This is a genomic window from Brevibacterium sp. S22 (genome assembly GCF_004745485.1).
In the GTDB taxonomy this organism is placed as follows: domain Bacteria; phylum Actinomycetota; class Actinomycetes; order Actinomycetales; family Brevibacteriaceae; genus Brevibacterium.
In genome coordinates, this window is record NZ_RHFG01000010.1 from 108,391 (window position 1) to 129,698 (window position 21,308).

The 21,308-nt window shown below is 60.7% G+C and carries 18 protein-coding genes; 6 read left to right on the forward strand and 12 right to left on the reverse strand.

Annotation, left to right across the window (positions count from 1 at the left end):
* Nucleotides 1–100 precede the first annotated feature (100 nt).
* The 6 genes from EB835_RS10580 to EB835_RS10605 all read right to left on the reverse strand — a co-directional run bounded on the left by EB835_RS10580 (nt 101) and on the right by EB835_RS10605 (nt 5,358).
* Nucleotides 101–820 (reverse strand): response regulator, encoded by a 720-nt coding sequence (locus tag EB835_RS10580; RefSeq protein ID WP_135809429.1) that lies wholly within the window; start codon nt 818–820, stop codon nt 101–103.
* Complete coding sequence (locus EB835_RS10585) at nt 810–2,669, reverse strand: ATP-binding protein (RefSeq protein WP_135809430.1); 1,860 nt, start codon at nt 2,667–2,669, stop codon at nt 810–812. The genes EB835_RS10580 and EB835_RS10585 overlap by 11 nt, the downstream gene beginning before the upstream one ends.
* On the reverse strand, nt 2,659–3,546 hold the full coding sequence (locus EB835_RS10590) for a hypothetical protein (protein WP_135809431.1): 888 nt from the start codon (nt 3,544–3,546) through the stop codon (nt 2,659–2,661). Before EB835_RS10590 ends, EB835_RS10585 begins: the two co-directional genes overlap by 11 nt.
* A 6-nt stretch (nt 3,547–3,552) precedes the next feature.
* Nucleotides 3,553–4,068, reverse strand: a complete 516-nt coding sequence (locus tag EB835_RS10595; protein ID WP_135809432.1) for a helix-turn-helix domain-containing protein — start codon at nt 4,066–4,068, stop codon at nt 3,553–3,555.
* Nucleotides 4,065–4,850: a TIGR04255 family protein gene (locus tag EB835_RS10600; protein ID WP_135809433.1), complete on the reverse strand. Its 786-nt coding sequence runs from the start codon at nt 4,848–4,850 to the stop codon at nt 4,065–4,067. The genes EB835_RS10595 and EB835_RS10600 overlap by 4 nt, the downstream gene beginning before the upstream one ends.
* Nucleotides 4,851–4,950: 100 nt before the next feature.
* Complete coding sequence (locus EB835_RS10605; RefSeq protein ID WP_135809434.1) at nt 4,951–5,358, reverse strand: hypothetical protein; 408 nt, start codon at nt 5,356–5,358, stop codon at nt 4,951–4,953.
* A gap of 312 nt (nt 5,359–5,670) precedes the next feature.
* Between EB835_RS10605 and EB835_RS10610 the strand changes: the two genes are divergently transcribed.
* Complete coding sequence (locus tag EB835_RS10610) at nt 5,671–6,987, forward strand: cation:dicarboxylate symporter family transporter (protein WP_240688680.1); 1,317 nt, start codon at nt 5,671–5,673, stop codon at nt 6,985–6,987.
* A 306-nt stretch (nt 6,988–7,293) separates the two neighbouring features.
* Here the strand turns inward: EB835_RS10610 and EB835_RS10615 are convergent, their stop codons facing one another.
* Nucleotides 7,294–8,055 (reverse strand): hypothetical protein, encoded by a 762-nt coding sequence (locus tag EB835_RS10615; protein ID WP_135809435.1) that lies wholly within the window; start codon nt 8,053–8,055, stop codon nt 7,294–7,296.
* Between the two features lie 55 nt (nt 8,056–8,110).
* Nucleotides 8,111–9,697, reverse strand: a complete 1,587-nt coding sequence (locus EB835_RS10620; protein WP_135809436.1) for an IS1634 family transposase — start codon at nt 9,695–9,697, stop codon at nt 8,111–8,113.
* A gap of 546 nt (nt 9,698–10,243) precedes the next feature.
* Here EB835_RS10620 and EB835_RS10625 point away from each other — a divergent pair.
* The gene (locus tag EB835_RS10625; protein ID WP_240688674.1) at nt 10,244–10,648 is read left to right on the forward strand and encodes a hypothetical protein; all 405 of its coding nucleotides are present in this window, start codon (nt 10,244–10,246) and stop codon (nt 10,646–10,648) included.
* A 213-nt stretch (nt 10,649–10,861) separates the two neighbouring features.
* Nucleotides 10,862–11,440 (forward strand): hypothetical protein, encoded by a 579-nt coding sequence (locus EB835_RS10630; protein ID WP_135809437.1) that lies wholly within the window; start codon nt 10,862–10,864, stop codon nt 11,438–11,440.
* An 11-nt stretch (nt 11,441–11,451) separates the two neighbouring features.
* Here the strand turns inward: EB835_RS10630 and EB835_RS10635 are convergent, their stop codons facing one another.
* The 4 genes from EB835_RS10635 to EB835_RS10650 form a co-directional block, all read right to left on the reverse strand.
* Nucleotides 11,452–13,080 (reverse strand): hypothetical protein, encoded by a 1,629-nt coding sequence (locus EB835_RS10635; protein ID WP_240688675.1) that lies wholly within the window; start codon nt 13,078–13,080, stop codon nt 11,452–11,454.
* Between the two features lie 180 nt (nt 13,081–13,260).
* Complete coding sequence (locus tag EB835_RS10640; RefSeq protein ID WP_205749916.1) at nt 13,261–14,988, reverse strand: IlvD/Edd family dehydratase; 1,728 nt, start codon at nt 14,986–14,988, stop codon at nt 13,261–13,263.
* Nucleotides 14,989–15,066: 78 nt separating this feature from the next.
* Nucleotides 15,067–15,714, reverse strand: a complete 648-nt coding sequence (locus EB835_RS10645; protein WP_168216704.1) for a GntR family transcriptional regulator — start codon at nt 15,712–15,714, stop codon at nt 15,067–15,069.
* Between the two features lie 83 nt (nt 15,715–15,797).
* A complete protein-coding gene (locus EB835_RS10650; protein WP_205749917.1) occupies nt 15,798–17,264 on the reverse strand; it encodes a GntP family permease in 1,467 nt (488 codons plus the stop codon).
* Between the two features lie 294 nt (nt 17,265–17,558).
* Between EB835_RS10650 and EB835_RS10655 the strand changes: the two genes are divergently transcribed.
* The 3 genes from EB835_RS10655 to EB835_RS10665 all read left to right on the forward strand — a co-directional run bounded on the left by EB835_RS10655 (nt 17,559) and on the right by EB835_RS10665 (nt 20,799).
* Nucleotides 17,559–18,734: a YbfB/YjiJ family MFS transporter gene (locus tag EB835_RS10655; RefSeq protein ID WP_240688676.1), complete on the forward strand. Its 1,176-nt coding sequence runs from the start codon at nt 17,559–17,561 to the stop codon at nt 18,732–18,734.
* A 99-nt stretch (nt 18,735–18,833) separates the two neighbouring features.
* Nucleotides 18,834–19,952 (forward strand): DUF3644 domain-containing protein, encoded by a 1,119-nt coding sequence (locus EB835_RS10660; RefSeq protein ID WP_135809439.1) that lies wholly within the window; start codon nt 18,834–18,836, stop codon nt 19,950–19,952.
* 19 nt (nt 19,953–19,971) lie between these two features.
* A complete protein-coding gene (locus EB835_RS10665) occupies nt 19,972–20,799 on the forward strand; it encodes a dCMP deaminase (RefSeq protein WP_135809440.1) in 828 nt (275 codons plus the stop codon).
* Nucleotides 20,800–21,308: the final 509 nt, after the last annotated feature.

The window sequence follows — 21,308 nt, forward strand, 5'->3', positions numbered from 1 at the left end:
AGAGTCGAATGCCGGCGAAGGAAGAGATTCCTTCGCCGGCATTCGGCATTTCTCGGCAGGAAGCGCACCTCTTACTCTTCCGCAGGCGACCTAGGCACTCTCACACCCACCGATACTCGTACTCGGGTCTGCCCGGGGTTCCGTGACGGGGCTGTTTGATGGCCTGCTTCGTCGCCACAAGGTGTTCCAAATAGCGGCGGACGGTCACGCGGGACAGGTCGAGGCTCTGCCCCACCTCGGTGGCGGAGACCGGGACTGCGGAATCGCGGACGAAGGCGGACACGGCGTCGAGGGTCTCGGCGATGAGTCCCTTCGGCAGCTTGGTCGACGACACCGACCGCAGCGCCGACAGGGCGTTGTCCACCGAGGCTTGAGTCGCCAATGACCCCGACCCGGTGAGTCCGCGCCGGAACTCCCGCTGGTTCTCCAGCTTCTCCCGGAACGCTGCAAATGTGAATGGCTTGATGAGGTACTGCGTGATCCCCGTCGAGATCGCCGACCGGATCACCTGCAGGTGCCGCACCGCGGTGATCGCGATGATGTCGACGTCCTTCCCGCGCGAGTTCAGCCGCCCGGCGACCTCGAGGCCGTGCGAATCCGTGAGGTTCATATCGAGTAGGACGATGTCGACGGGGGTTCCGGCCGCGTCGAGTTCGTCGAATCGCTCGATCGCCTCGTGTCCGCCCAGGCAGGTCCCGACCACGTCGAACCCGGGCACCCGTTCGACGAAGTCTGCATGAGCCTGCCCCGTCATCGGATCGTCCTCGACGATGAGCACCCGCAGCGCGGCATCATCGCTCACCGCGACTTCATCGCTCATCGTGGCCTCCTTCCACCCGATCGTCGCTGCGCCCCTGGTCCAGGCCTGAATTCTGGTCCAGGCCCGAGTTCTGGTCCTGCTCCTGCGCAGAATCGTAGTCCTCCACCGGATCGCTGTCGCCCAGCGGAAGGGTGACCGTGAAGATCGCCCCACCATCGGATTCGACCTCGATATCTCCGCCGAGGCGGCGCACCGCCTGCCTGACCAGCACCAATCCGAATCCGCGTCCGCCCGGACCCTCGACGTCCGACTTCGCAGAGGCGCCGAGGTGGAAGAGCGCATCGATCTCATCGACGTCGACACCCGGACCGGAATCGGCGATCGTGATGATGAGCTCCGAATCCGCGGCGACGAAGTCCGCCCACACATGCTTCTCGGCCGAATCGGCGGCGGCATCGAGGGCGTTGTCGATCAGGTTCCCGGCCACGGTGACGAGGTCCTTCGCGTCGAGGCTCTCCGGCGGGAGCTCACCGGTCGCGGTGACTTCGAGCTCGATCCCGCGCTCGTGCGCCTGTGCGGACTTGCCGATCATCAGCGCCGTGATGAACGGTTCGTCGAGCGAGCCGACGAACGAGTCCGTCAGCCTCTGCGCCTCCTGTTTGTCCTTGACCGCGAAGTCGAGCGCCTCCTGGCTGCGGCCGAGTTCGATGAGCGTCGAGACCGTGTGCAGCCGGTTCGCGTGTTCATGGGTCTGCGCACGCAGCGCCTCGGACAGAGTCGTCATCGTCGCCAGCTCTCCGGTGAGTTCCTGGATGTCGGTGCGATCGCGCAGGGTCGCGACCGTTCCCCCACTCTCGCGCCCGCCGAGGCGACCACCACCACCGAGGCGACCGTGCCCTCGCCCGTCCCGACCGTCACCGCGCCCGCCGGGTCCGTCGTTGCCGCGCGGCTGGCTGGCCTTCTTCTGGCTGATGACGAGCACCCGATCCTCGGTGAGGTGGATTTCGTCGACGGCGACCCGACCGGAGGTGAGAAGGTCACGGACGGATTCGGGCAGCGCCACCTCGGCGAGGGCGATCGGGGTGGACTCATCGGGCTCGGGCAGACCGAGCAGTGCGGCGGCTTCGTCGTTGTAGAGGACGAGGCGACCGGAATCGTCGGCGAGGATGAGCCCCTCACGCAGGGAATGCAGGGCGGAGTCGTAGAACGCGAACAGCCGCCGCAGCTCCTCGGGCCCGTAGCCGAGCGTGACCCGGCGCAGATAGCGAGCCAAAAGCCAGGAGCCGAGTCCGCCGAGGGCGAGCGCGATGAGACCGACGATGATGATCTGCGGCAGGGACGCCGCCTGCGCCACGGACAGGGTCTCGAGCGTCACGCCCACGGCGACCATGGCGGTGACCTCGCCCTCGGCGTCCTCGATCGGCACGATCGCCCGCACCGACGGTCCGAGTGTGCCCACGTATTCCTCGGTCTCGGCCTGTCCTGCGCGGGCGTTCGCGGTGCTGCCGAGGTACTTCCCGCCCAGCTGTTCGGGGTCCGGGTGGGTGTAGCGGGTGCCGTCGCGGTCCATGATCGTCACGAAGTCCACCTCGGCGGTGTCGATCACGGTCAGTGCATAGGGCTGCAGCCGCGTGGACGGATCGTCCCCGATCACGGACTCGGTGACATAGGGGTCGTGAGCGAGGGTCTCGGCGATGGAGAGCACCCGTTCGCCCGTGGCGTGACGGATGTTGTTCAGCGTCGTCACGTAGCTGGTCACCGACAGCGCGGTGCAGACGAGGACGATGAGGACGAGCTGGACGAGGAAGAGGCGCCTGGCAAGGGGACCGCCTCGGGGAAGGAACCGGGCCCGGCCCCGCCGAGGTGGGACCGGGGAACGGCGGTTCGCCGCAGGGATTTCAGGAGTCATCGCCGAAAGGGACCGGAGGAGAGAGGAAATCGATATCCAGCTGCTCCGACCGTCTCACCTTCGCCAGCGGAAATTCATCATCGGAGTAGACCTCGCCGATGACCTCCGAAACTGCGTCGCTGACGGCCTCAGACTCTCCGGCTTTGCCCGGATCGCACTTAGCGGCAAGAGCCTCGGCGAGCCCTGTCCAGAGAGCATTCGCATAGAACGGGTCATCTCCAGGCCCCGACTCGTCGATCTTCTCGGCCAACGAATTGGCATCGGTAGGCAGGCGTCGTTGGTCTGGTGGCTCTGCGATTTCGTCAGGAAGAGAAGGCAGCCTGCCTGCTGCGACGATGACGTGGATAGTCAGCTGCATGCCGGGCGAGTTCCAATCATTGGACTCCACCCGAATTTCCGAGACATGATTGAGCACTCGGCCGATCGGCGATGCTGGTTTGTCGTACTTGCTTCTCACCAGCTTCTGGAGGGGCGCCAGCCAGAAGTGAACCTCGTCAGGCACGGCAAACCGACCGAACCAACGACCGACCGCCAGCCCGAAGTCCCGCTCGTCATCATCTGTGGCGAATTCATACCCAGGGACCGTAGGCACATCCAGGACTTCGTCTTTGAGCACACTGACGATCCGAGCCAGATCAGCGAACGAGCAGTCTTCGCCTTGGCCCACTCGCGCATACCGTGGGTTCTCATGCTTGAGAGCCTGCCTGCGCTCGGATCCCTCCAGCGCGATCAGCGGAGCAAGCTGGAGGTACTCACGTTTGGCAAGGACGACATCACAGGTCTGCGATACGACCACGTGCGCGCCATGGAGGTCGGCCTGCCCCGTGTATTGGACGACGCTCCCTTGCCGCAGGTCCTGAAAGTAGTCCTTGCCCATGACCCGCTAGGGCTCCGGAGAGTAGGTCGAAGCTGGTCTATTGACGTCCGTGGGAGTGGACGCGTGATGCGAACGCTGCTGATCGAGCAGAGAGAGGAACCGAAGCCTGCTGCCCGGGTCGCCGACATCTTCGATCGCTTCGATCTGCTTCATCACCCGACCGAGCGCTTCCTCATTCGCGGCCGATATCTTCCCGCCCGAAGCCCACAGGTGGACTGTGCGTCGGGAGACTCCGAAGAGCTTGGCAACTTGGTCCCAGGTGTACGACCCGCGAGTCTTGATCTGTTTGACGAGGTCTGCAGTGGACTCGATTTCAGCATGACCCGGAACCGGCGACTCGACCTTGGCTGCCGTGTCGACTGAGCTGTTCGACGGGTGCAGACGGCTGTTGGCATCCGCCCAGATTGAATCATCGTCATGAACGGTCATGACTGGAATCGACGTCCCAGAAATGGACATCGTCGCCAGGCTCAAGCCTCGTGTAAGGAAGAGCTCTTCTCTGGAGAAGTCGGTAGCGGTCATGAGTCGTACCTCTCGTAGAAACGATCAGTCACCACAGTTCTGAAATGATTTGAGGCGATTCCGGACAATCGGTTCAGCTCTGATTGAACCGTCGCTCGTGCACTGTCCAGTCGCCCCTCTTCGTATGCATCCAGGTCGAGAATCCAGCTCGGCTCGTCAACCGGAGACAGGGTGGGGTCAATCGGTTGCCCTGCACCCAGCCGAGCTGAACGCACCAACAGAAAGGACGGTTCCACCCGATAGACGGACTCAGTCATGCTGTGGACCAAATCTGCGTTCTCGGGAGAGGCCAAGTGCCCGCCAAGAACGGCAGGGACGAAGTGCTTTTCCAAGAGACTCAAATCTGCTTGACCGACAATTCGATTCGTATACCGATAGCCGATCCTGCTGAAGCGGGGGATGGCCGCGCACTCCGTCACTGCGTCGAGTCCAGCGAGCAAACGATCCACAAAATCATTGTGATTCGTATAATCGGTAGATTCCAGGGCTAGGAAGTTCAAGCCAACTGACAGACTCCACTTCTCGTCTCCAGAGAAGAAGCGCATTATCCTGCCTCGGCGTTGTTCCTGAGCACCCCCGGATTGATTGAACAGAACCTCGACTTCTGTCTCCTCGCGCTTGAACGGATAGACAGTGCCGAGATCTTCAACAATACGAGAGGCCGCCTGATCGAGGTCGAAGGTCGTCAGATCTGGCCATCGAATCTGCGCTAGAACGCGAGCGAGCGGCGGATTCTTCAACTCGGCTCGCTCTGTTTTTGGGTGCGGCAGATTATGGGTCACATTTCACACTCTACTTCACACTCAAACACGTGTGAAGCAATTCCTGAGCGATTCAGACGGAACCGGGCCCGGCCCCGCCGAGGTGGGACCGGGGAATCCGTCACTTCTTAGAGCCGCCGGAGATGAGGAGGGCGAGGCCGATCGCGGCCAGCCAGGTGTCCTTGGCCACGGCGGTGCCGTCCTCGGAGGGGCGGATGCCGTCGTCTTGGGTCATCGAGTCGATGGAGAAGTAGTTCGCGACGAGACCGGCAGCAAAGGTCGTCAGTGCGGCACCGGCGATGCGGGTGGGCACGAACGGCAGGAGCAGGGCGGAGCCGACGGCGATCTCACCGTAGGAGAGGAACTTCCCGAACTGGGCTGGGGTGAGGTTCTCGACCATGGGCACACCATTGGCGGCCATCTGCTGGAGGCCGGCGGCCGATTCCTCATCGAGGCCGAGCTTGCCGATGCCCGAGTTGAGGATGAACGCGCCGGGAACTGCGCGCAGAAGTGCGGTGCTGATCTTCACGGATGTGCTCCTTCTTCAGGTGAGTCCTTACGGCTCCACATTAGCCGTGAACTGTGTCTGTGAACACTATGAACGCAACCGAGACACCCGTCACACCGACTGGCACAGTTGTCGGGTACATCACCACCGCGGCCAGCAGTCGCGCGCGTTCGCACCCACCGACGGGTGAGTACGCGGAAACCATTTGGAGGAAACATGGCAACGTCGCCACAACAGCAAGGCGGGTCCGCCAACACGGGCAACGCCACCGCAGCGGCAACCGATCAGGGCGCCCCGCAGCGGAAGAAGGATCGCACTCACTGGCTCTACATCATGGTCATCGTCGCCGTGTTCGCCGGTGCCGCCATCGGGCTCATCGCGCCCGACGCGGGCATTGCCCTCGAACCCCTGGGCACGGCCTTCGTGGCCCTGATCAAGATGATCATCGCCCCGGTGATCTTCTGCACCATCGTCCTCGGCGTCGGGTCTGTGGCGAAGGCAGCCACCGTCGGCAAGGTCGGCGGACTGGCGCTCATCTACTTCCTGGTCATGGCGACCTTCGCCCTGGTCATCGGCCTCGTCGTCGGCAACTTCATCCACCCGGGCGACGGACTCCACCTGACCCCGTACGAAGAGTCCGGCGGAGGCGGTGACGAAGGCGGCACGGTCGCTTTCCTCATGAGCCTCATCCCCGGTGACATCCCGGTCCTGCCGACGCTCGTGCTCGCACTCCTCGTCGGATTCGCTCTGCAGTCGATGGGCAAGGCCGGCGAGCCGGTGCTGACCGGCATCAAGCACATCCAGGCCGTGGTCTTCAAGCTCATGATGATGATCATGTGGGCCGCTCCCGTCGGTGCCTTCGGTGCGATCGCCGCGGTCGTCGGCAAGACCGGCTGGGCTGCGATCGGTGCGATGGCGACCCTCATGGGTGCCTTCTACCTCACCTGTGCGCTGTTCATCGTCATCGTCCTCGGCGGTCTGCTCAAGATCGTCACCGGGCTGAACATCTTCCTGCTGCTGAAGTACCTGGGTCGTGAGTTCCTGCTCATCTTCTCCACCTCGTCGTCCGAATCGGCCCTGCCGCGCCTGATCGCGAAGATGGAGCATGCCGGTGTCTCGAAGCCGGTCGTGGGCATCACGGTGCCCACCGGCTACTCGTTCAACCTCGACGGCACCGCAATCTACCTGACCATGGCGTCGCTGTTCGTGTCCTCGGCTATGGGCATGCCGATGTCGATCCCCGAGCAGATCTCACTGCTCGTGTTCATGATCATCGCGTCCAAGGGTGCCGCCGGAGTCACCGGTGCGGGCCTGGCCACGCTGGCCGCCGGTCTGCAGTCGCACCGTCCCGAGCTGCTCGACGGAATGGGCGTCATCGTCGGCATCGACAAGTTCATGTCCGAGTGCCGTGCGCTGACGAACTTCACCGGCAACGCTGTGGCCACCCTGCTCATCGGCAAATGGACCAACGAGATCGACCTCGACCACGCCCGCAACACGCTGTCCGGTCTGTCGCCGTTCGACGAGCTCTCGCTCGAGCCCGACGTTCACGGTGCGTCGACGAACGCCCCCGAGGCGGACGTGGCCCTGCCTGATCCGCACAACACAATGGCCGCCGATGGTCAGGCGAAGGCCACGATCGGGAACTGACCTTCGAGCCATCCCGACTCACACCACCACGGGTGCCGTCGTCCTCATCGTGAGGATGCCGGCACCCGTGGTGTTTCGTCTCCCCTCGACGAGGTGGCTCTGGCCTGGCATCGCACGTGCACTGGCCGTCGTTGATGGGCGTTTGCTCGACAAGGATCGTTGACTTGCAGACTCTCTCACGCGAGGGATATCTGTTGCCCCAGAGCGACCTAGCTCGATCACAGATGTTTGCCGCCTGCTGCGGTTCGGACACGGGATCAGTGTCGAGACGAAACCTGCAACCACCAGACAGTCAGAAACTAGGGGTCATTCTTCCGCGCGCCACTCACTGTCTACCAGGAAGACCTTGTCGTGGAACGGTCCGTAGTACATCGGACTCTCCCCAGCCCGAATACGACGTCCCAGATAAAGATCCTGAATATCTTCGCTGGCCGTGCGCCCGACGAACTCAATACGTCCCTCAACCGTGTTGTCACCACGTACGAAATATTCTGTAGAACCAGCTGGAAGCCACGCGGCTACAGTCATCACGTAGACGACGCGTCCTTCGACTACACCGACGACGTACTCCGCCTGATCAGCCTTTTCACTGCTTATCCCCCACCAGACCCCTCGCGTCGATTCGTGGAGCGCCTGTATGTCGTCGCCGTACTGCTCGTATGTTTGTTTAATTGAAACGACTATGAGGTTGTGATGCACCTCAGTGATATCTTCTGAGGCAATTGAACGGAGAAGGGTTCGCACGTTGACGCGCCCATACTTGGTTGCTCCGCTGCCACGTGATTTATTCAACAGATTGTCAATACCGATGAGGTCGATGGCAGCGGCCTCGACCTTCTTTGCAGTTTCATCGTCAAGACCGTAGGCGAGAATGTCGAAGTCGTATTTTTCACGTTCGATGCGGTCACGGACCAAGTCGTTATGACTGGACTTTGCGTGAGAGAGAACCCGGTTCCCCCTGCCTCGGCCAATGTAAAATGGCTCCTCGGTCTCTGTGTCGTAGTAGACGTAAACATAGTTGCCCAGCAGATCCGACTGAGTCTTAGAAATTCTTGGAATGATATTCATATGCTGCTCTTCCCACGAGGCCATGGCGTAGCAATTTGACCTGAGTTTCACAATTTTAGTGTCCCGAGAATTTGTCCGGCAGTAGCTCTACCGCGATTTCTCTCGCCTCACCAGTGACCTCGGGATCGAAGGTGATGTCTTGGCCACCCACACGGCCAGTGAACTCTCGCAATGGCCGCAGACTCGTGATGATCTTCTTCAACGACGCGCCAGTCGCCTCCTGCATGAACCGCGATACGGCCAAGGAGGTGAACACGAGCGTCAAGTGCGCCTCGATCGCATCCCTCTTCCGGTGAAAGATCGGCCTGGCCCTCAAGTCGGTCTTCGACATCCGGAAAGACTGCTCGACATGCCACAGGTCGTGATAACTGCTGATCACCTCAGCAGCCGACATAGTCCCGGCCCGAATATTTGTCACGTAACCCTTGAACCCGGTCAGCTTCATGGCCCGTTCGTAAGCCTTCTCATCGAAGGCCTTCTCCTCATCCGTAACCTTGACGAACCGGGCCTTCTTCGCCGGCTTGTCTCCATCGATGATCGCCAATGCCCGGTTACGCTGCAGGTTCAGCGTCTGCTCGTCACGCATCGCACGTTTGCGCCGGTACTGCCACACCACCCGCCACGCATCCGGATGCTCCTCAGCCGACCAGACGGGTTCGCGTCTCTTCTTCACCCGATCCGGGTCGAGTCGCTTCACACCCTTCGGGGTGATCGTGTCGATGATCTGCCCATCGGTGGTGTACTCACCATTCCACCGAAAATGGGTCGCCAGATCGTGTGGGGCTTTCGTCTGCCGGGATCCGACGATGAACCGCAGACCGGCATCATCGAGTTCCTTCAGATTCTTGGCTGAGAGCATCCCGGCATCGGCAGCGACGACCATGTCTGTGACGTGGTGGCGGTCTTGGAAGGCTTTGATTACGGGAATGATCGTGTGAGTCTCTGCCTTCGCCCCTTCGAAGCACCCGATCTCGAGTGGGAACCCAGTCCGGTCGACGAGGAGCCCGACGACGATCTGCGGGTCGACACGGCGTTCTTTCGAGTACCCAACCTGGCGCAGAGCGTCTTCCTTCTCAGCCTCAAAATAGAGCGTCGTGACGTCATAGAGCAGCAGGCTGATGCCGGTGGTGGCAACACTGTGGGCGAAGCATTTGTCTGCGATCTTCCCGCGGTAGTCGCGCTCGTTGGCCCGTCCTAGACAGTTGAAGAACGTGTTGTGATGCGGTGACTCGATACCGAGCTCCGCAAGAACACGGAGACTGTCGACTTTCGACGCGGGTTCAACAAGTCGTGCCAGCACGAGGTGGAAGAAAGCATTATCGTTGATCACCTCGCCGAAGCCGAGTCTCTTCCACGACTGGGTGATGGCGTCGATGAGGACGGATGACCGTGAGCCCACAACGGTTCGTGCTCGTGGTGGTTCAGCAGAATCGGTGGGTAGGCCCAGTTCGAGTTCGAGTTGTTCGGCCGCCCCATAGTCAGCGAGCTTCTCTTCCCCGGCGGTCAACAGAGCTGTCAGCTCTGCTTCTGTGTGAGCCGATCCCAGGTGTTCAAGGACCGTGACTTTGCCACGGTGTTTGCGCACGATCTGCACGGCAGTAGCCCCGGAACCGGTGGTGACTTTCCGTAGACGAGGCGACATAACCCCATCGTAGACAGCCGATTAGTGTCCCACCAACAGAATCCCCGACCTCGTGACCAGCGCAAATACAAATAGAGTCGCGGAAGCAGCACCTAGTTGTGAAAGTCAGGATATGCTGCTCTTCCCACGAGGCCATGGCGTAGCAATTTGAGCTCGTACGCTGTTCATCCTTCTCGGCTCTAACAAATCTCTCACAAGAAGTGCCCTATGTACCCATCTCTTTGTCGCAACCTGTAGCCCAGACCCACGATGCGTTGAAACGGCTTCCGTCAGTCCAAGGCAAGCTTCAGAGTCGGTATGTGTTCGAACCTCACGTTGCAAAACAGCCCAAGCCGATACTGTCGCGAACCGGTCCTGTTTCGAGACCGCCGCCGATGGTGTTTTCTCATCTCCCCTTACTGTGATGCAGCCTCGTGGACATACCGAACGCAGCTGATTACCTCACATTATGGTGGTATTCAAGTAGTTTTTAAATGGTATATCTATGGCACGAAGGAAGCAGGCGGAGCTAGAATTGAAACTAGTTCGCATGGAAGGGAGGCCGACATGACCCCCGTAGCTTCGTCGGCACGCTCAGGAACAAACGAAAACTCGGCCTATCGTCGTGCCATTACTGTAGACAGCCGTGAGATCGCGCAGCGGCTCAATGACGCGCTAGGCGGCACTCTGGTTTCTGCGTTGGCGGGCGCAGCAGACGCTAAGTCCTCTCACAAGTGGGCCAAGGCACACGGGCCGCAACCGCGCCAAGACAGCGTCACACGCCTGATCTTTGCCTACGAACAGTGGCAAAGAGTCTCTGAAGCCGAAGGTGAAGATGTGGCACGGATGTGGTTCATCGGTGCCAACCCTTGGCTGCAATACGACACCCCTGTCAATGCGATCAGAAATGGTCATTTTCGCCAGGTCGCCGATGCAGCCACCGCTCTCGTCGACGATTCTTTCAACGGTTGAACTCGCCCCATGGTGAGCCCCCGCAAGCGCACCTGCAGACGAACCGGATTTGGGCTGAGTTTGACACCCGAATCTTCCGTGCGCGTAGCAAACGAAACTCGCGGCCCACTCGATCCTCCACCTCGTGGAGAATCGGAGAGTCGCGGAGGATGGAGCAGGTTCGACACCGTAGGACGGACCATCTACGCATGTGCTGAGAAGGCAACCGCTTTCATGGAACTGCTGGCTCCTTACCGTCAAGAAATCGGCGAACGTCGCCGAGCTTTGGTCCCCCTTGCCGAAGCTCTGGAAAGAGACGTCGACGAGCTGTGGACCGACATTGTCACAGAATGGGATCAACTAGGAAAGGAGGATGCCGGCTGGCTCCCCACGAACTTTCACACAAATCGAGCGATCTACACCATTCAGTTCCCCACTGGTTGGTGGATCGACGCGACGGCCTCCGAAACCATCGCTGCGCTGTCCGAGAAGTTCGCAGACCGTCTCACCATGTTGCATGAGCCCTTGACCATGTCACACCTCACGGGCGATGATCGCAATCTAACGTCGGCGATCGCCGAAGTTCTACGCGATCAGGTAGTCCTCGATGACGACACCAAGCCGTTGGGCATCGAATTCCTCTCTAAACATGGATCGTCATCGGCCGGTTCGGGGGTCTGCTGGGCCCACTGGATGAGCGACGATCGCAACCAATCAACACCCCAGCTACAAGTCGTTGGCAAGGACGCGATCGATCCCAATGACACCGACCTTGCCCTTGCCCAGCGCTACTGCGGCATCCGCCTGCGGTAAGCCTGGGATGCTCACCCCTTCGACATCACAAACACCGTCACCGAGCTCCCCGCAAGGTCGATCCGGAGCGTTCCATCCCCCGCCCCGTCACTCGGAGAGGCCGACGCACTGGAACCAGCAGACGCGCTCGTCGCACCCGAGGCCCCAGCCGACTCCGAAGCCCCATCCCCGCTGAACGGCACATCATCAGGCAACGGATTAGCAGGCACCACCTGCGTCGCGCTCTTCACATCATTCGACGCCCCATACACCTGCGAGGCCGAATCAACAGAGAACCCCAACGGCATCTTCACCGTCACAGGATTCCCGCCCACCGAATCAGCATCATTGGCATTGATCACCGTCGTCACCAGCGTGCGACCGTCATTCTTGACCACGGTGTAAGCGGTCATATTCCCACCACCGGAAACCGAAGTCTCAGTAAACTCCCCACCGACACTGGGCGCAAGCAGACGCAGCCCGAGCATGTTCGGCCGCGCCTGGAACGCATTCGATCGGTCCCCGTGGTCGGCCGGGTCGCAGATGAGCGACATCGGGGCTCCCCCGTTGCAGGCGCCGAGCATCGAGTGCATGGCCATGCGTTCGACGCCGAGCGTGGCCGCATAGAGCGTGTAGTCGGCCGCCCACAGCGCCGAGGCGTTCGTCAGCGAGGTGTCGTTCGTACCTGGGCAGCTCGTCGGCCCGGTCTCTTCCAACCACAGCGGCAGGTCTGCCGCGTCCGCCTTGTCCTTGCCGATGCCGAGGTTCTTCTTCGCCGCCTCCTTCGCCACGGTGTCGATGAGGTTCGCCGCCTGTGGTCCGCGGCCGGGCACCTTCGTGGAGTCGCATTCGTAGAGCTGATACCAGTGCTGCGAGATCGCCGTCTTCTTCTTCACATCCGACTCCGCGAAGGCCGTCATCCACGCCCCGTCGTAGACATCGGGGCCGATGATGGGCGCCTCGGGGCGTTTCGCATGAATGGCCTTGGCGTACGCCTCCAGTTGACCCACGTATTTGTCCTCGTTCCACCCCTTGCCGCGAACAGCACCGTCGGGCACATCCTCGACGGTGTAGCCGTTCGGTTCGTTCCCGATTGCCAGACCGACAAGAGAATCGCCGAGGATGTCGACCGCATGCGCGGCCATGTCCGCTCCGCGTTCCGGATCATAGGTGCCCAGCGGGATGCCGATGGTGACCGTGGAGCCGGTGGCATCGACGAGCTTCTTCAGCCTCTTCAAATCATCAGGGGTCACCGTGACCTCTTCGTCGTGCTTCGGCGTCTCCCCTTCCGATGTCCAGAAGGTCCTCCGGTCGAGGGCATTGCCGCCGAACCGCAGCGCCGGCGACCCGAGTGACTTCAGCTGCTCGTCGAGATTGGACTCCGCCGGATCCAGCCGGGGATCGGCGAGGTCGGTGGCTTCGAAGGAGACCCCGATGTTGTCCGCGGCAAAAGCGGCGCCGGTCTGGTCATCACCAACGGTGACCGTGGCCTCCTCGCCGGAGACGTCACCAGCAAACGACTGCTCAAACTCAGTCGGCGTCGGGCTCGGCTCCGGCGACTGACCAGACGGTGATGACCCGTCCGAATCGAACCACGAACACCCCGACAGAACAAGGGCGAGCGCCACAACGCCGCCCTGGATACTCCTCCTGAGGTTCACGTCAATAACTCTGCCCTGTCCCCGCAGAATCAACAACTTCCACAGTGGGAACCCGGAGGCTGGCGGTCATACAATGGAGAGCTGATGGTCACAACGTAGGCGGCGGGACCACCACAGAATCAAGTTGAGACTGCGACCTCGAATCCGGCTGCCGTCAATTACTCGGGCCAACCAGAGACTTCATTTCGCCAGAGGAGCAGTACCCTTTCCTGACACTCCTTGGAGGAAACGGAAGTCAAGTCCTTCTTCCGCCTGCGTGACCTCGTCGACGTAGAGTTTGCGATATCCGCGTTCAGCGCCCTCAGCGACGTGCGGGACTGCCTGCTCCAGTCGCGTGGCGAGTTCCTCGTCGCTGATGAGCAACTCGATTGAACGCTCTTCCAGCGACAGTCTTATCCGGTCCCCAGTGCGCACAGCGCCCAACGGGCCGCCAACTGCCGATTCGGGAGATACATGAAGGACGATCGTCCCGAACGCTGTCCCCGACATCCGACCGTCTGAAATACGCACCATGTCTTTGACCCCGGCGCGGGCGAGTTTACGGGGAATGGGGATGTAGCCTGCCTCGGGCATTCCGGGAGCACCGACAGGGCCGATGTTCTTGAGAACGATGATGTCATCGGCCGCGACGTCGAGAGCGTCGGAGTCGATTCTTTCGGCCATGTCTTTGCTGTTCTCGAAGACCACCGCGCGTCCGGTATGTTCGCTCAGTTCCTTCGAGGCCGCCGACGATTTGAGGATCGCACCCTTGGGGGCAAGGTTGCCGCGCAAAACTGCGATTCCCCCTACGGCCGCAACAGGGTTGTCCAAGGTGCGAATCACCTGGTGGTCATAAGACTCTCGCGCATTCTCCAATTCTTCGCCGATCGTGCGCCCGGTCACCGTGAGCGCATCAGCTTCCAGCAGATGACTAATCTCGCGCATCACAGCGGGCAGTCCTCCAGCCCGGTGGAAGTCTTCCATATATCCCTCCCCCGACGGTTTGAGATCGACGAGGACTGGAGTCTCACGTCCGATTGTGTCGATGGCTTCGAGGTCGAGCGTGTAACCGAGACGCCCTGCAATCGCCGCGAGGTGCACCACAGCGTTTGTCGAACCTCCGATTGCATGGACGACCCTGAAGGCGTTGGTGATCGACTCTGCAGTGACGACCTTGTCGAGGGTGAGGCCCTCCTCAGCGAGTTCAACGGCGCGAGCACCTGTCTGTTCGGCAATGCGCATCCGGTCGGCTGTCACTGCTGGCGCCGTCGCCGATTCTGGCAAGGCAGCGCCGATCGCCTCTGCGACGCAAGCCATAGTGGAGGCGGTTCCCATGACAGTGCAGGTACCTACAGATCCGACCAGGCGCGAGTTGACCTCTTCGATTTCATCTTGGTCGATCTCATCCGCACGATACTTGCCCCAGAACTGCCGACAGTCGGTGCATGCTCCGACCACCGTGCCGCGATGCCCGCCGGAAAGCATCGGTCCAGTCACGAGCTGAATCGCGGGAATACCCGCCGAGGCGGCTCCCATCAGTTGGGCGGGCACCGTCTTATCGCACCCGCCAATGAGTACGACAGCATCCATCGGCTGAGCCCGGATCATCTCTTCGGTATCCATCGACATGAGGTTCCGCAGAAACATCGACGTCGGCTGCGAAAACGACTCGTGGATGGAGATCGTCGGGAAGGCGATGGGCAGTGCACCCGACATCATCACTCCACGACTGACTGCGTCGATCAGTTGATCGACGTTGCCGTGGCAAGGGTTGAATCCTGAAGACGTGTTGATGATGCCCACGACGGGCCGATCCAGTGCCTCATCCGTGTAGCCGGCGCCTTTGATGAATGCCTTTCGGAGGAACTCCGAAAAGCCGACGTCTCCGTAATCAGTCAGACCGGAACGCAGCCCTGTATTCTCAGACACTCATCTCTCCTTCTAGATATTATTAATAATAAGTCGCTACAGGAAACCCCGAGCCACAACCGCACCTGTGTGCGTCAGCTATTCGTCGACACCGAGATAAGCGTCGCGAGTTGGTCGCAGATGGTCTGCACACAGTTGCACGAGCTTGTCCGAGTCCGAACCTTTCAATGCCGCTACGATCATCGCGTGCTCCTCAACGGAACGTTTCATCTTCGATCTCGACGAGACATTGAGGAATCGGATCGCTGCAGTTTTCTGAGCATAAAGCCTGATTGCATCACCGAGGACAATATTGCCGGTCAGAGCGAATACAGCAGAGTGAAAGCGGTCATTGGCCTCGATGATCGACAGAGGCTCACCCGCCTCCGCAGCTGCCCGATGGTCCTCCTTCGCCCGAATGACATCTTCGAGATCCTCAGCGCCGACCGGCAACTTGATGAGCTTCGCCGCGTTCGACTCGAGCAAGATACGAGTCTCGTACAGATCGCGCACCTCTTGAACCCCGAAGGACTTCACCGACACACCGGCGTTCGGCAACCGCTCGGCGAGGCCCTGATCGACAAGGGAGTGAAGAGCTGAACGCGCAATATGCCGCTTGACATTGAAACGACCAATGAGCTGATCCTCGGTCATCCTCTGCCCGGCAGGTAATCGTCCCATAAGGATCTCGTCTTTCAGCGTGCCGGCAACGCCGTCGACAGCCTCTGCGGTCGACGAGTGAGTCAACGGGACACGATTCCCTTCCCACTCGACTGCTCCTGAATTTTTCAGGACCCTACCGGTTCCAGTATGACACGCAAGCATCGGCATCAGATGAACAGACTCACGATGATAACCATGGCGAACCCCGTCAGTGCGACGATCGTCTTCATCACAGTCCAGGTCTTGAGGGTGTTGGCCACCGACATCCCGAAGTACCGATTGGCCATCCAGAATCCGGAGTCATTGACATGTGAGTATCCGGCACCTCCGCAGGCGATCGCGATGCAGGTAAGCGCGACGACGGCGGGACTGGCGCTGAGGGCCTCGGCCAGGGGTGCCGAGAATGAAGCTCCGGTGACCATGGCGACAAGGCCCGAGCCCTGGGAAATGCGCATGACCGATGCAACGATGAATCCGAAGACCACCAGCGGGACGCTGGCATCCTTCATGAAGGCCGACAGGGTGTCTCCGAGCCCAGAGTCCACCAAGACCGCCCCGAACACGCTTCCCGCCCCGGTGACGAGAATGATCAGTCCCGCTGGCCCCAGCGCCGAGGTGGCAATTCCCTGGATTTCCACTCTGGGCACCCCACGCCGAAGCCCGAAGAAGAACAGGCTGACCAAGCAGGTGATGAGAAGAGCGATGACAGGGTTGCCGATGAATTCGAAAGCTCCACCGACGCCGCCGCCGAGGAGGCGACCGACTGTGCCGATGACGATGAGAATGAGCGGCAGCAGCAATGCCACGATCACCGAGGTGAGGCTCGGCAGGCTGCGCTCATCGTCGATCGTCAGCAGTGATGCCCCTTCGCCTTCAACGGTCGTGGCTGCCTCCGAACCGTCGTCGACACCTCCACCAGCCGAACCGGAGGGCTCGGGCCTTTCGCCAGAGGGTTCCCCCGCAGCGACGATGCCCGCAATTCCACCGGCGGGAGCAGGAACATAGATGCGCTTAGCGATGAAGCGGCCGAATATCGGCCCAGCCATAAGCATCGCCGGAACACCGCAGATGACACCGAAGAGGATGACCAGGCCCATGTCTGCCTTCATCAGCCCAGCGGTTGCAAGGGGTCCAGGAGCCGGCGGCATGAACGTGTAGGCCGTGCTCAAACCGGCGCAGAGCGGAATGCCGAAGTAGAGCAGTGACTTTCCGGTCCGTTCAGCGACTTGGTAGAGCATGGGCAGCAGGATGACGATTGCGACGTCGATATAGACCGAAGTTCCGACAAGGAACCCGGCCACGCAGAGGCCGACGAGAATCCGCCAGTCCGAGAGCTTGTCGACAAGCGTGCGGGCGATCCTCTCGGCGGCTCCCGCGCGCTGCAGCATCATGCCGAAGATGGACCCGAGACCGATGACCAGTGCCAGCTGGCCAAGTTCGGCACCCATCTCGTCAACGATGAATTCGAGCAGCTCGTTCGGATCGGTTCCTACAGCAATGCCAAACATGATCGACGTCGTCAGGAGTGCCAAGAACTCCTGCCATTTGAATCGAATGATGAGGAGCAGCAGGAGACCGATCGCGAGTACCGCCGAGATGATCACCCACGCTTCGTGGGAAATGAGTTCATTCACTGTGAAGACTTCCTTGTCCTATATCGCCGAAGCACTCGCGAAGCGGTCGCCGGGAAAGTACTCCGCGGACGCATTCCATAGATTATTAATAATCTGAAGTGACATTAGCACCTCCGCGCCATGCACCGCAATTGAAATGACTGCCCGGTCACCGCTCCCCGCGCCGACGTCATCATCCTTCGGTCCCGCCCGAAACTTGGTGGTGGCATCGTTGTTCGTGTCCGAGAGAGCATAAGGTGACTGTCGGCGACTCGCCCGTGTCCGCCATTGACCCCGACCGGAAGGATCACATCCGTGACCACGACTTCAGGCCTCACCCCCATCCGCGGCGGCCTCGGCATGTCGGTCGCGATGGGCATGGGCCGGTTCTTCTACACGCCAGCGCTGCCGCTCATGGTCGCGGCCCTCCACTGGAGCTCGGCACCCGGGGCGTGGATCGCGACCCTGAACTACGTCGGCTACTTCATCGGCACCCTCGTTATCGCCCGCGGCTGGGTCGAACCCAACCGTTTCGTCTACCGCCTCAGTCTCATCGTCTCCACTCTCGGATTGGCTGCGGTGGCACTGACGCCGAACCTGCTGTGGCAGGGCAGCATCCGCACCATCGCCGGGATCGCCTCGGGGCTGATCTTCGTGTGCGTGACTCAACGGATCCCCGCGAACTCCCGCAAGCCCCGCGACGGCGGCATCTCCTACGGCGGGGTCGGCTTCGGCATCCTCGTCTCCGGAGCCATCGTGCTGGTCGCCGGCAACGTCGCCGACTGGCGTCAGCTGTGGCTCATCTGCGCGGCCGTGTCCGCCGCGTTCACCGTCATCGCCTGGACCTGGCCGATCCCCTCTCGGGTCCCGACCACAAAAAAGACCCCCGCCGAGGTGGCTCCCCCAACCGATGCCACCCACGATTCCTCCCCCACCCCGTTCGATGCCAACCGTCGCCGAGCCATGGCGATCCTTTCGACCGGGTACTTCTTCCAAGGCGGCGGTTACATCATCATCGGCACCTACCTCGTCGTCCTCGCCGGTCCCGTCTTCGGGGCCACCGCGGCCGCCTCGACGTGGCTCATCGCAGGCATCGCCACGGCGGCCTCTCCCTTGACCTGGTCGGCGGTCGCCTCTCGGATCGGAACGGTCAAGGCGCTCACCGTCTGCTACTGCCTGCAGGTCTTCGGCGCCCTGCTCGCCGTCTTCGGTTCGACCCCGGCCGTGCTGATCATCGCGGCGGCTCTCTTCGGCTTCACCTTCATCGGAGTGGTGATGATGACGATCGGCATCGGTACGCAGATGGGCGTCACGAACGCCTCGGCGAAGCTGACGTCCTGGTACAGCATCGGTCAGATCGCCGGCCCCGCACTCGTCGCGGCAGCCCTGGCCGAGAACATCGTCGCCGCCTTCATCGCCTCGGCGATCGCCCTGGCCATCGCCATGGCCCTGACCCTCGTCGGAGCCCTCACCGCGAACATCGACCGCTGACCGGGCACCGTCGACACCGGAAGGCCAGGTCTATACCCTCAACTGAGGACGTGAAATGGCCCACTGGCGGGGGTTGTATCCCTGAGGCAAGATAATGGCATGAGAGCTACCGCTAAGACACTGCACGTTAAGGCACTGTCGTCTATGCGAACGGCCATGACCGCTTTCAATAGCCCACAAGAAGACGGGCGAACCACAGTTGTGCTTCTCCACCTGCAACACGCGTTCGAGATGCTGCTCAAGTCTGCTCTTGTTCAAGGCAGGGCCAAGGTGTTCGACAAGAAGTCGGGCCGCAGCATCGGATTCGAGGCAGCCATCAACCAGGCAAGCCAGCTGGCTGGGCTCAAGGTCACTCAAGATGAGGCAGGAACACTTCGGGCCGTCAACGCTCTTCGCGACGACCAGCAGCACTGGTTCAACGACGTCTCTGAGGGCCTGCTCTATCTCCACGCACGCGCAGCCGTCACACTGTTCGACGAGTTGCTGTTCCGTGCTTTCGACGAGCGGCTAGCCGACTATCTACCCAATCGTGTACTTCCAGTGTCCACAGAGCCGCCGCAGGACTTGCTCACCCTCGTGGATCGCGAATACGCCAACATCGCTGAATTACTGCAACCGGGACGTCGGGCTCGTGGTGACGCACGCGCAAAGATTCGTACTCTCCTTGCGCTTGAGGCCCACCTTGGCGAGGACGTGATAGTGAGTGACTCCGATGTTGACCGGGTGGAGAAAGGCATCAAGTCCAGCCGAAGACGGGATCAGGTCTTCCCGAAATTGAGCCCGCTTGCGGCCGACGTGTCCGGTGAAGGACTTACGGTGAAGGTCAAGATCGTCAAACAGTCCGAGGCGTTGCCCGTACGTTTGGTCCGCGACGGAACCGCCGACGAGTTGGACGCAGCGGCTGTACGAGAGGTGGACTTGCAGAAAAAGTTCCACTGGTCGCCCTTCGAGCTGGCTGACAAGCTCAGGATCACGCGACCTAGAGCCACAGCCCTGCGCACGCATTTAGGCATCGACTCTAGTCCAGATTTCGTGCACGTGTTCGAGTTTGGCTCGCAAAAGCACTCTAGGTATTCCGATAATGCCCTCGCACTCATGCGAACTGCGCTCAAGGACCAGGACATGGATGCTATCTGGGAGGCCCACAGGCCAGGACGCAGTGGGAAGCCTCGTCCAAAATGTCAGCAACCAGGCTGTGCAAGGACAGAAGCGTCATAGCTGATAAGGAAGGACGACGGTGCCAGAAGAGAATGATCGTGCTCATGCGTCGGCTGCAGTCCAAGAGGCGCTACGCTCAGTCGGGAACGCCCGAGTTGGTGCAGTCCTTGCACGTGAGAGTGAAGTGCTTTCGACAGGGCACAAGGGCGAACGCCCGAATCTTCACGCCGAGGAAGTCGCAATTATTAAAGCTGCTGAAGCCGACATTGACGTGAGCGGAACGGCTCTCTATACAACGCTTGAGCCGTGCGCGAACCTGAAGACAAATCGAGTGCCGTGCACCGAACTCATCAGACGAGCAGGTATCGCTGTCGTGCACATCGGGAGTTACGATCCGAACCCCCGGATCTATAGGATCGGGTGGAAGTACCTCCGGGACTCTGGCATTAGCGTGCGTGACTTCCCTGCGGACCTACGAGCGGACGCTCAGGAAGCGGCAGGCAACTTTACTGATGTTTTCACCAAGGGCATCGGAATGAACGGAGGCGCGAAGTTTGACTTCACCCAAAATGGTGGGCGCTTTACGATCAAGGTCGACGATGGAGATGGCTCTCCATCGTGGCAGACACGCTGGACCAACTGCGGAGCGAGTGCCATTTACATGTACGGAGGTCATGCAGGTATAGTCGCGCTCGCTCGCTACGCCAACGAGTTCGCAGAGATTGACGACGCCGATGCGCTCGACTATGGCGGTTCATCAGTGAGAGTTGACGTCGGCTCCATTGGCGTGATGCGCAACAACCATGGTCATGTGCTGTGCAAGGTTGTCGGTCTAGAGCCCACCGTCGACCACGGCGGAAGCGGTCATGTGTCGGTCACGATCAACTGGGAAGTACGACTCAGCTAAGGCAGACTAACCTATCCATCGAGTGCGGGATTCCTGACGCTTGGTGCTAACTTGTTGCCACATGGATAACGTTGCGAAAGGCTAGTGAGCTGCCCACCTTTAATCGTGTAAGTGATGCGACCAGGGTGCTCCGGGAGGATAGGTCGGGCTAGGCGTAAACATAACCAGCAATTCGTCGGTGGTTGAGATTCCGTCTGGAAAGATCTGCTCGTTTTGTGTTGCCATGCCGAGTTCGTGTTCGATGCGGTTTGCGACTGTCTGCGCGTAGAGCACGGATACTGCCGGCCCTGCAAAGACTTGGTCGTCGGGGACTGATGCAGGGTTTGGTGACATCTAATCTGGCTTGTACACAAGCAAGCCTGGAAGGATAGACACCATGCCCCAGCCCTACCCACAAGAATTCCGCGATGACGTCGTCCGCGTCGTGATGGGCCGCGACAAGAACACAACAATTGCCCAGATCGCCAAGGACTTCGGCGTCCACGAAGCCACCATCACCAAATGGGTCC

Coding starts and splice junctions, on each gene's coding strand:
- EB835_RS10630 (WP_135809437.1), top strand. CDS start 10,862: ATGGAACTGCTGGCTCCTTACCGTCAAGAAATCGGCGAACGTCGCCGA.
- EB835_RS10580 (WP_135809429.1), bottom strand. CDS start 820: ATGAGCGATGAAGTCGCGGTGAGCGATGATGCCGCGCTGCGGGTGCTC.
- EB835_RS10585 (WP_135809430.1), bottom strand. CDS start 2,669: ATGACTCCTGAAATCCCTGCGGCGAACCGCCGTTCCCCGGTCCCACCT.
- EB835_RS10620 (WP_135809436.1), bottom strand. CDS start 9,697: ATGTCGCCTCGTCTACGGAAAGTCACCACCGGTTCCGGGGCTACTGCC.
- EB835_RS10615 (WP_135809435.1), bottom strand. CDS start 8,055: ATGAATATCATTCCAAGAATTTCTAAGACTCAGTCGGATCTGCTGGGC.
- EB835_RS10590 (WP_135809431.1), bottom strand. CDS start 3,546: ATGGGCAAGGACTACTTTCAGGACCTGCGGCAAGGGAGCGTCGTCCAA.
- EB835_RS10625 (WP_240688674.1), top strand. CDS start 10,244: ATGACCCCCGTAGCTTCGTCGGCACGCTCAGGAACAAACGAAAACTCG.
- EB835_RS10660 (WP_135809439.1), top strand. CDS start 18,834: ATGAGAGCTACCGCTAAGACACTGCACGTTAAGGCACTGTCGTCTATG.
- EB835_RS10610 (WP_240688680.1), top strand. CDS start 5,671: ATGGTCATCGTCGCCGTGTTCGCCGGTGCCGCCATCGGGCTCATCGCG.
- EB835_RS10595 (WP_135809432.1), bottom strand. CDS start 4,068: ATGACCGCTACCGACTTCTCCAGAGAAGAGCTCTTCCTTACACGAGGC.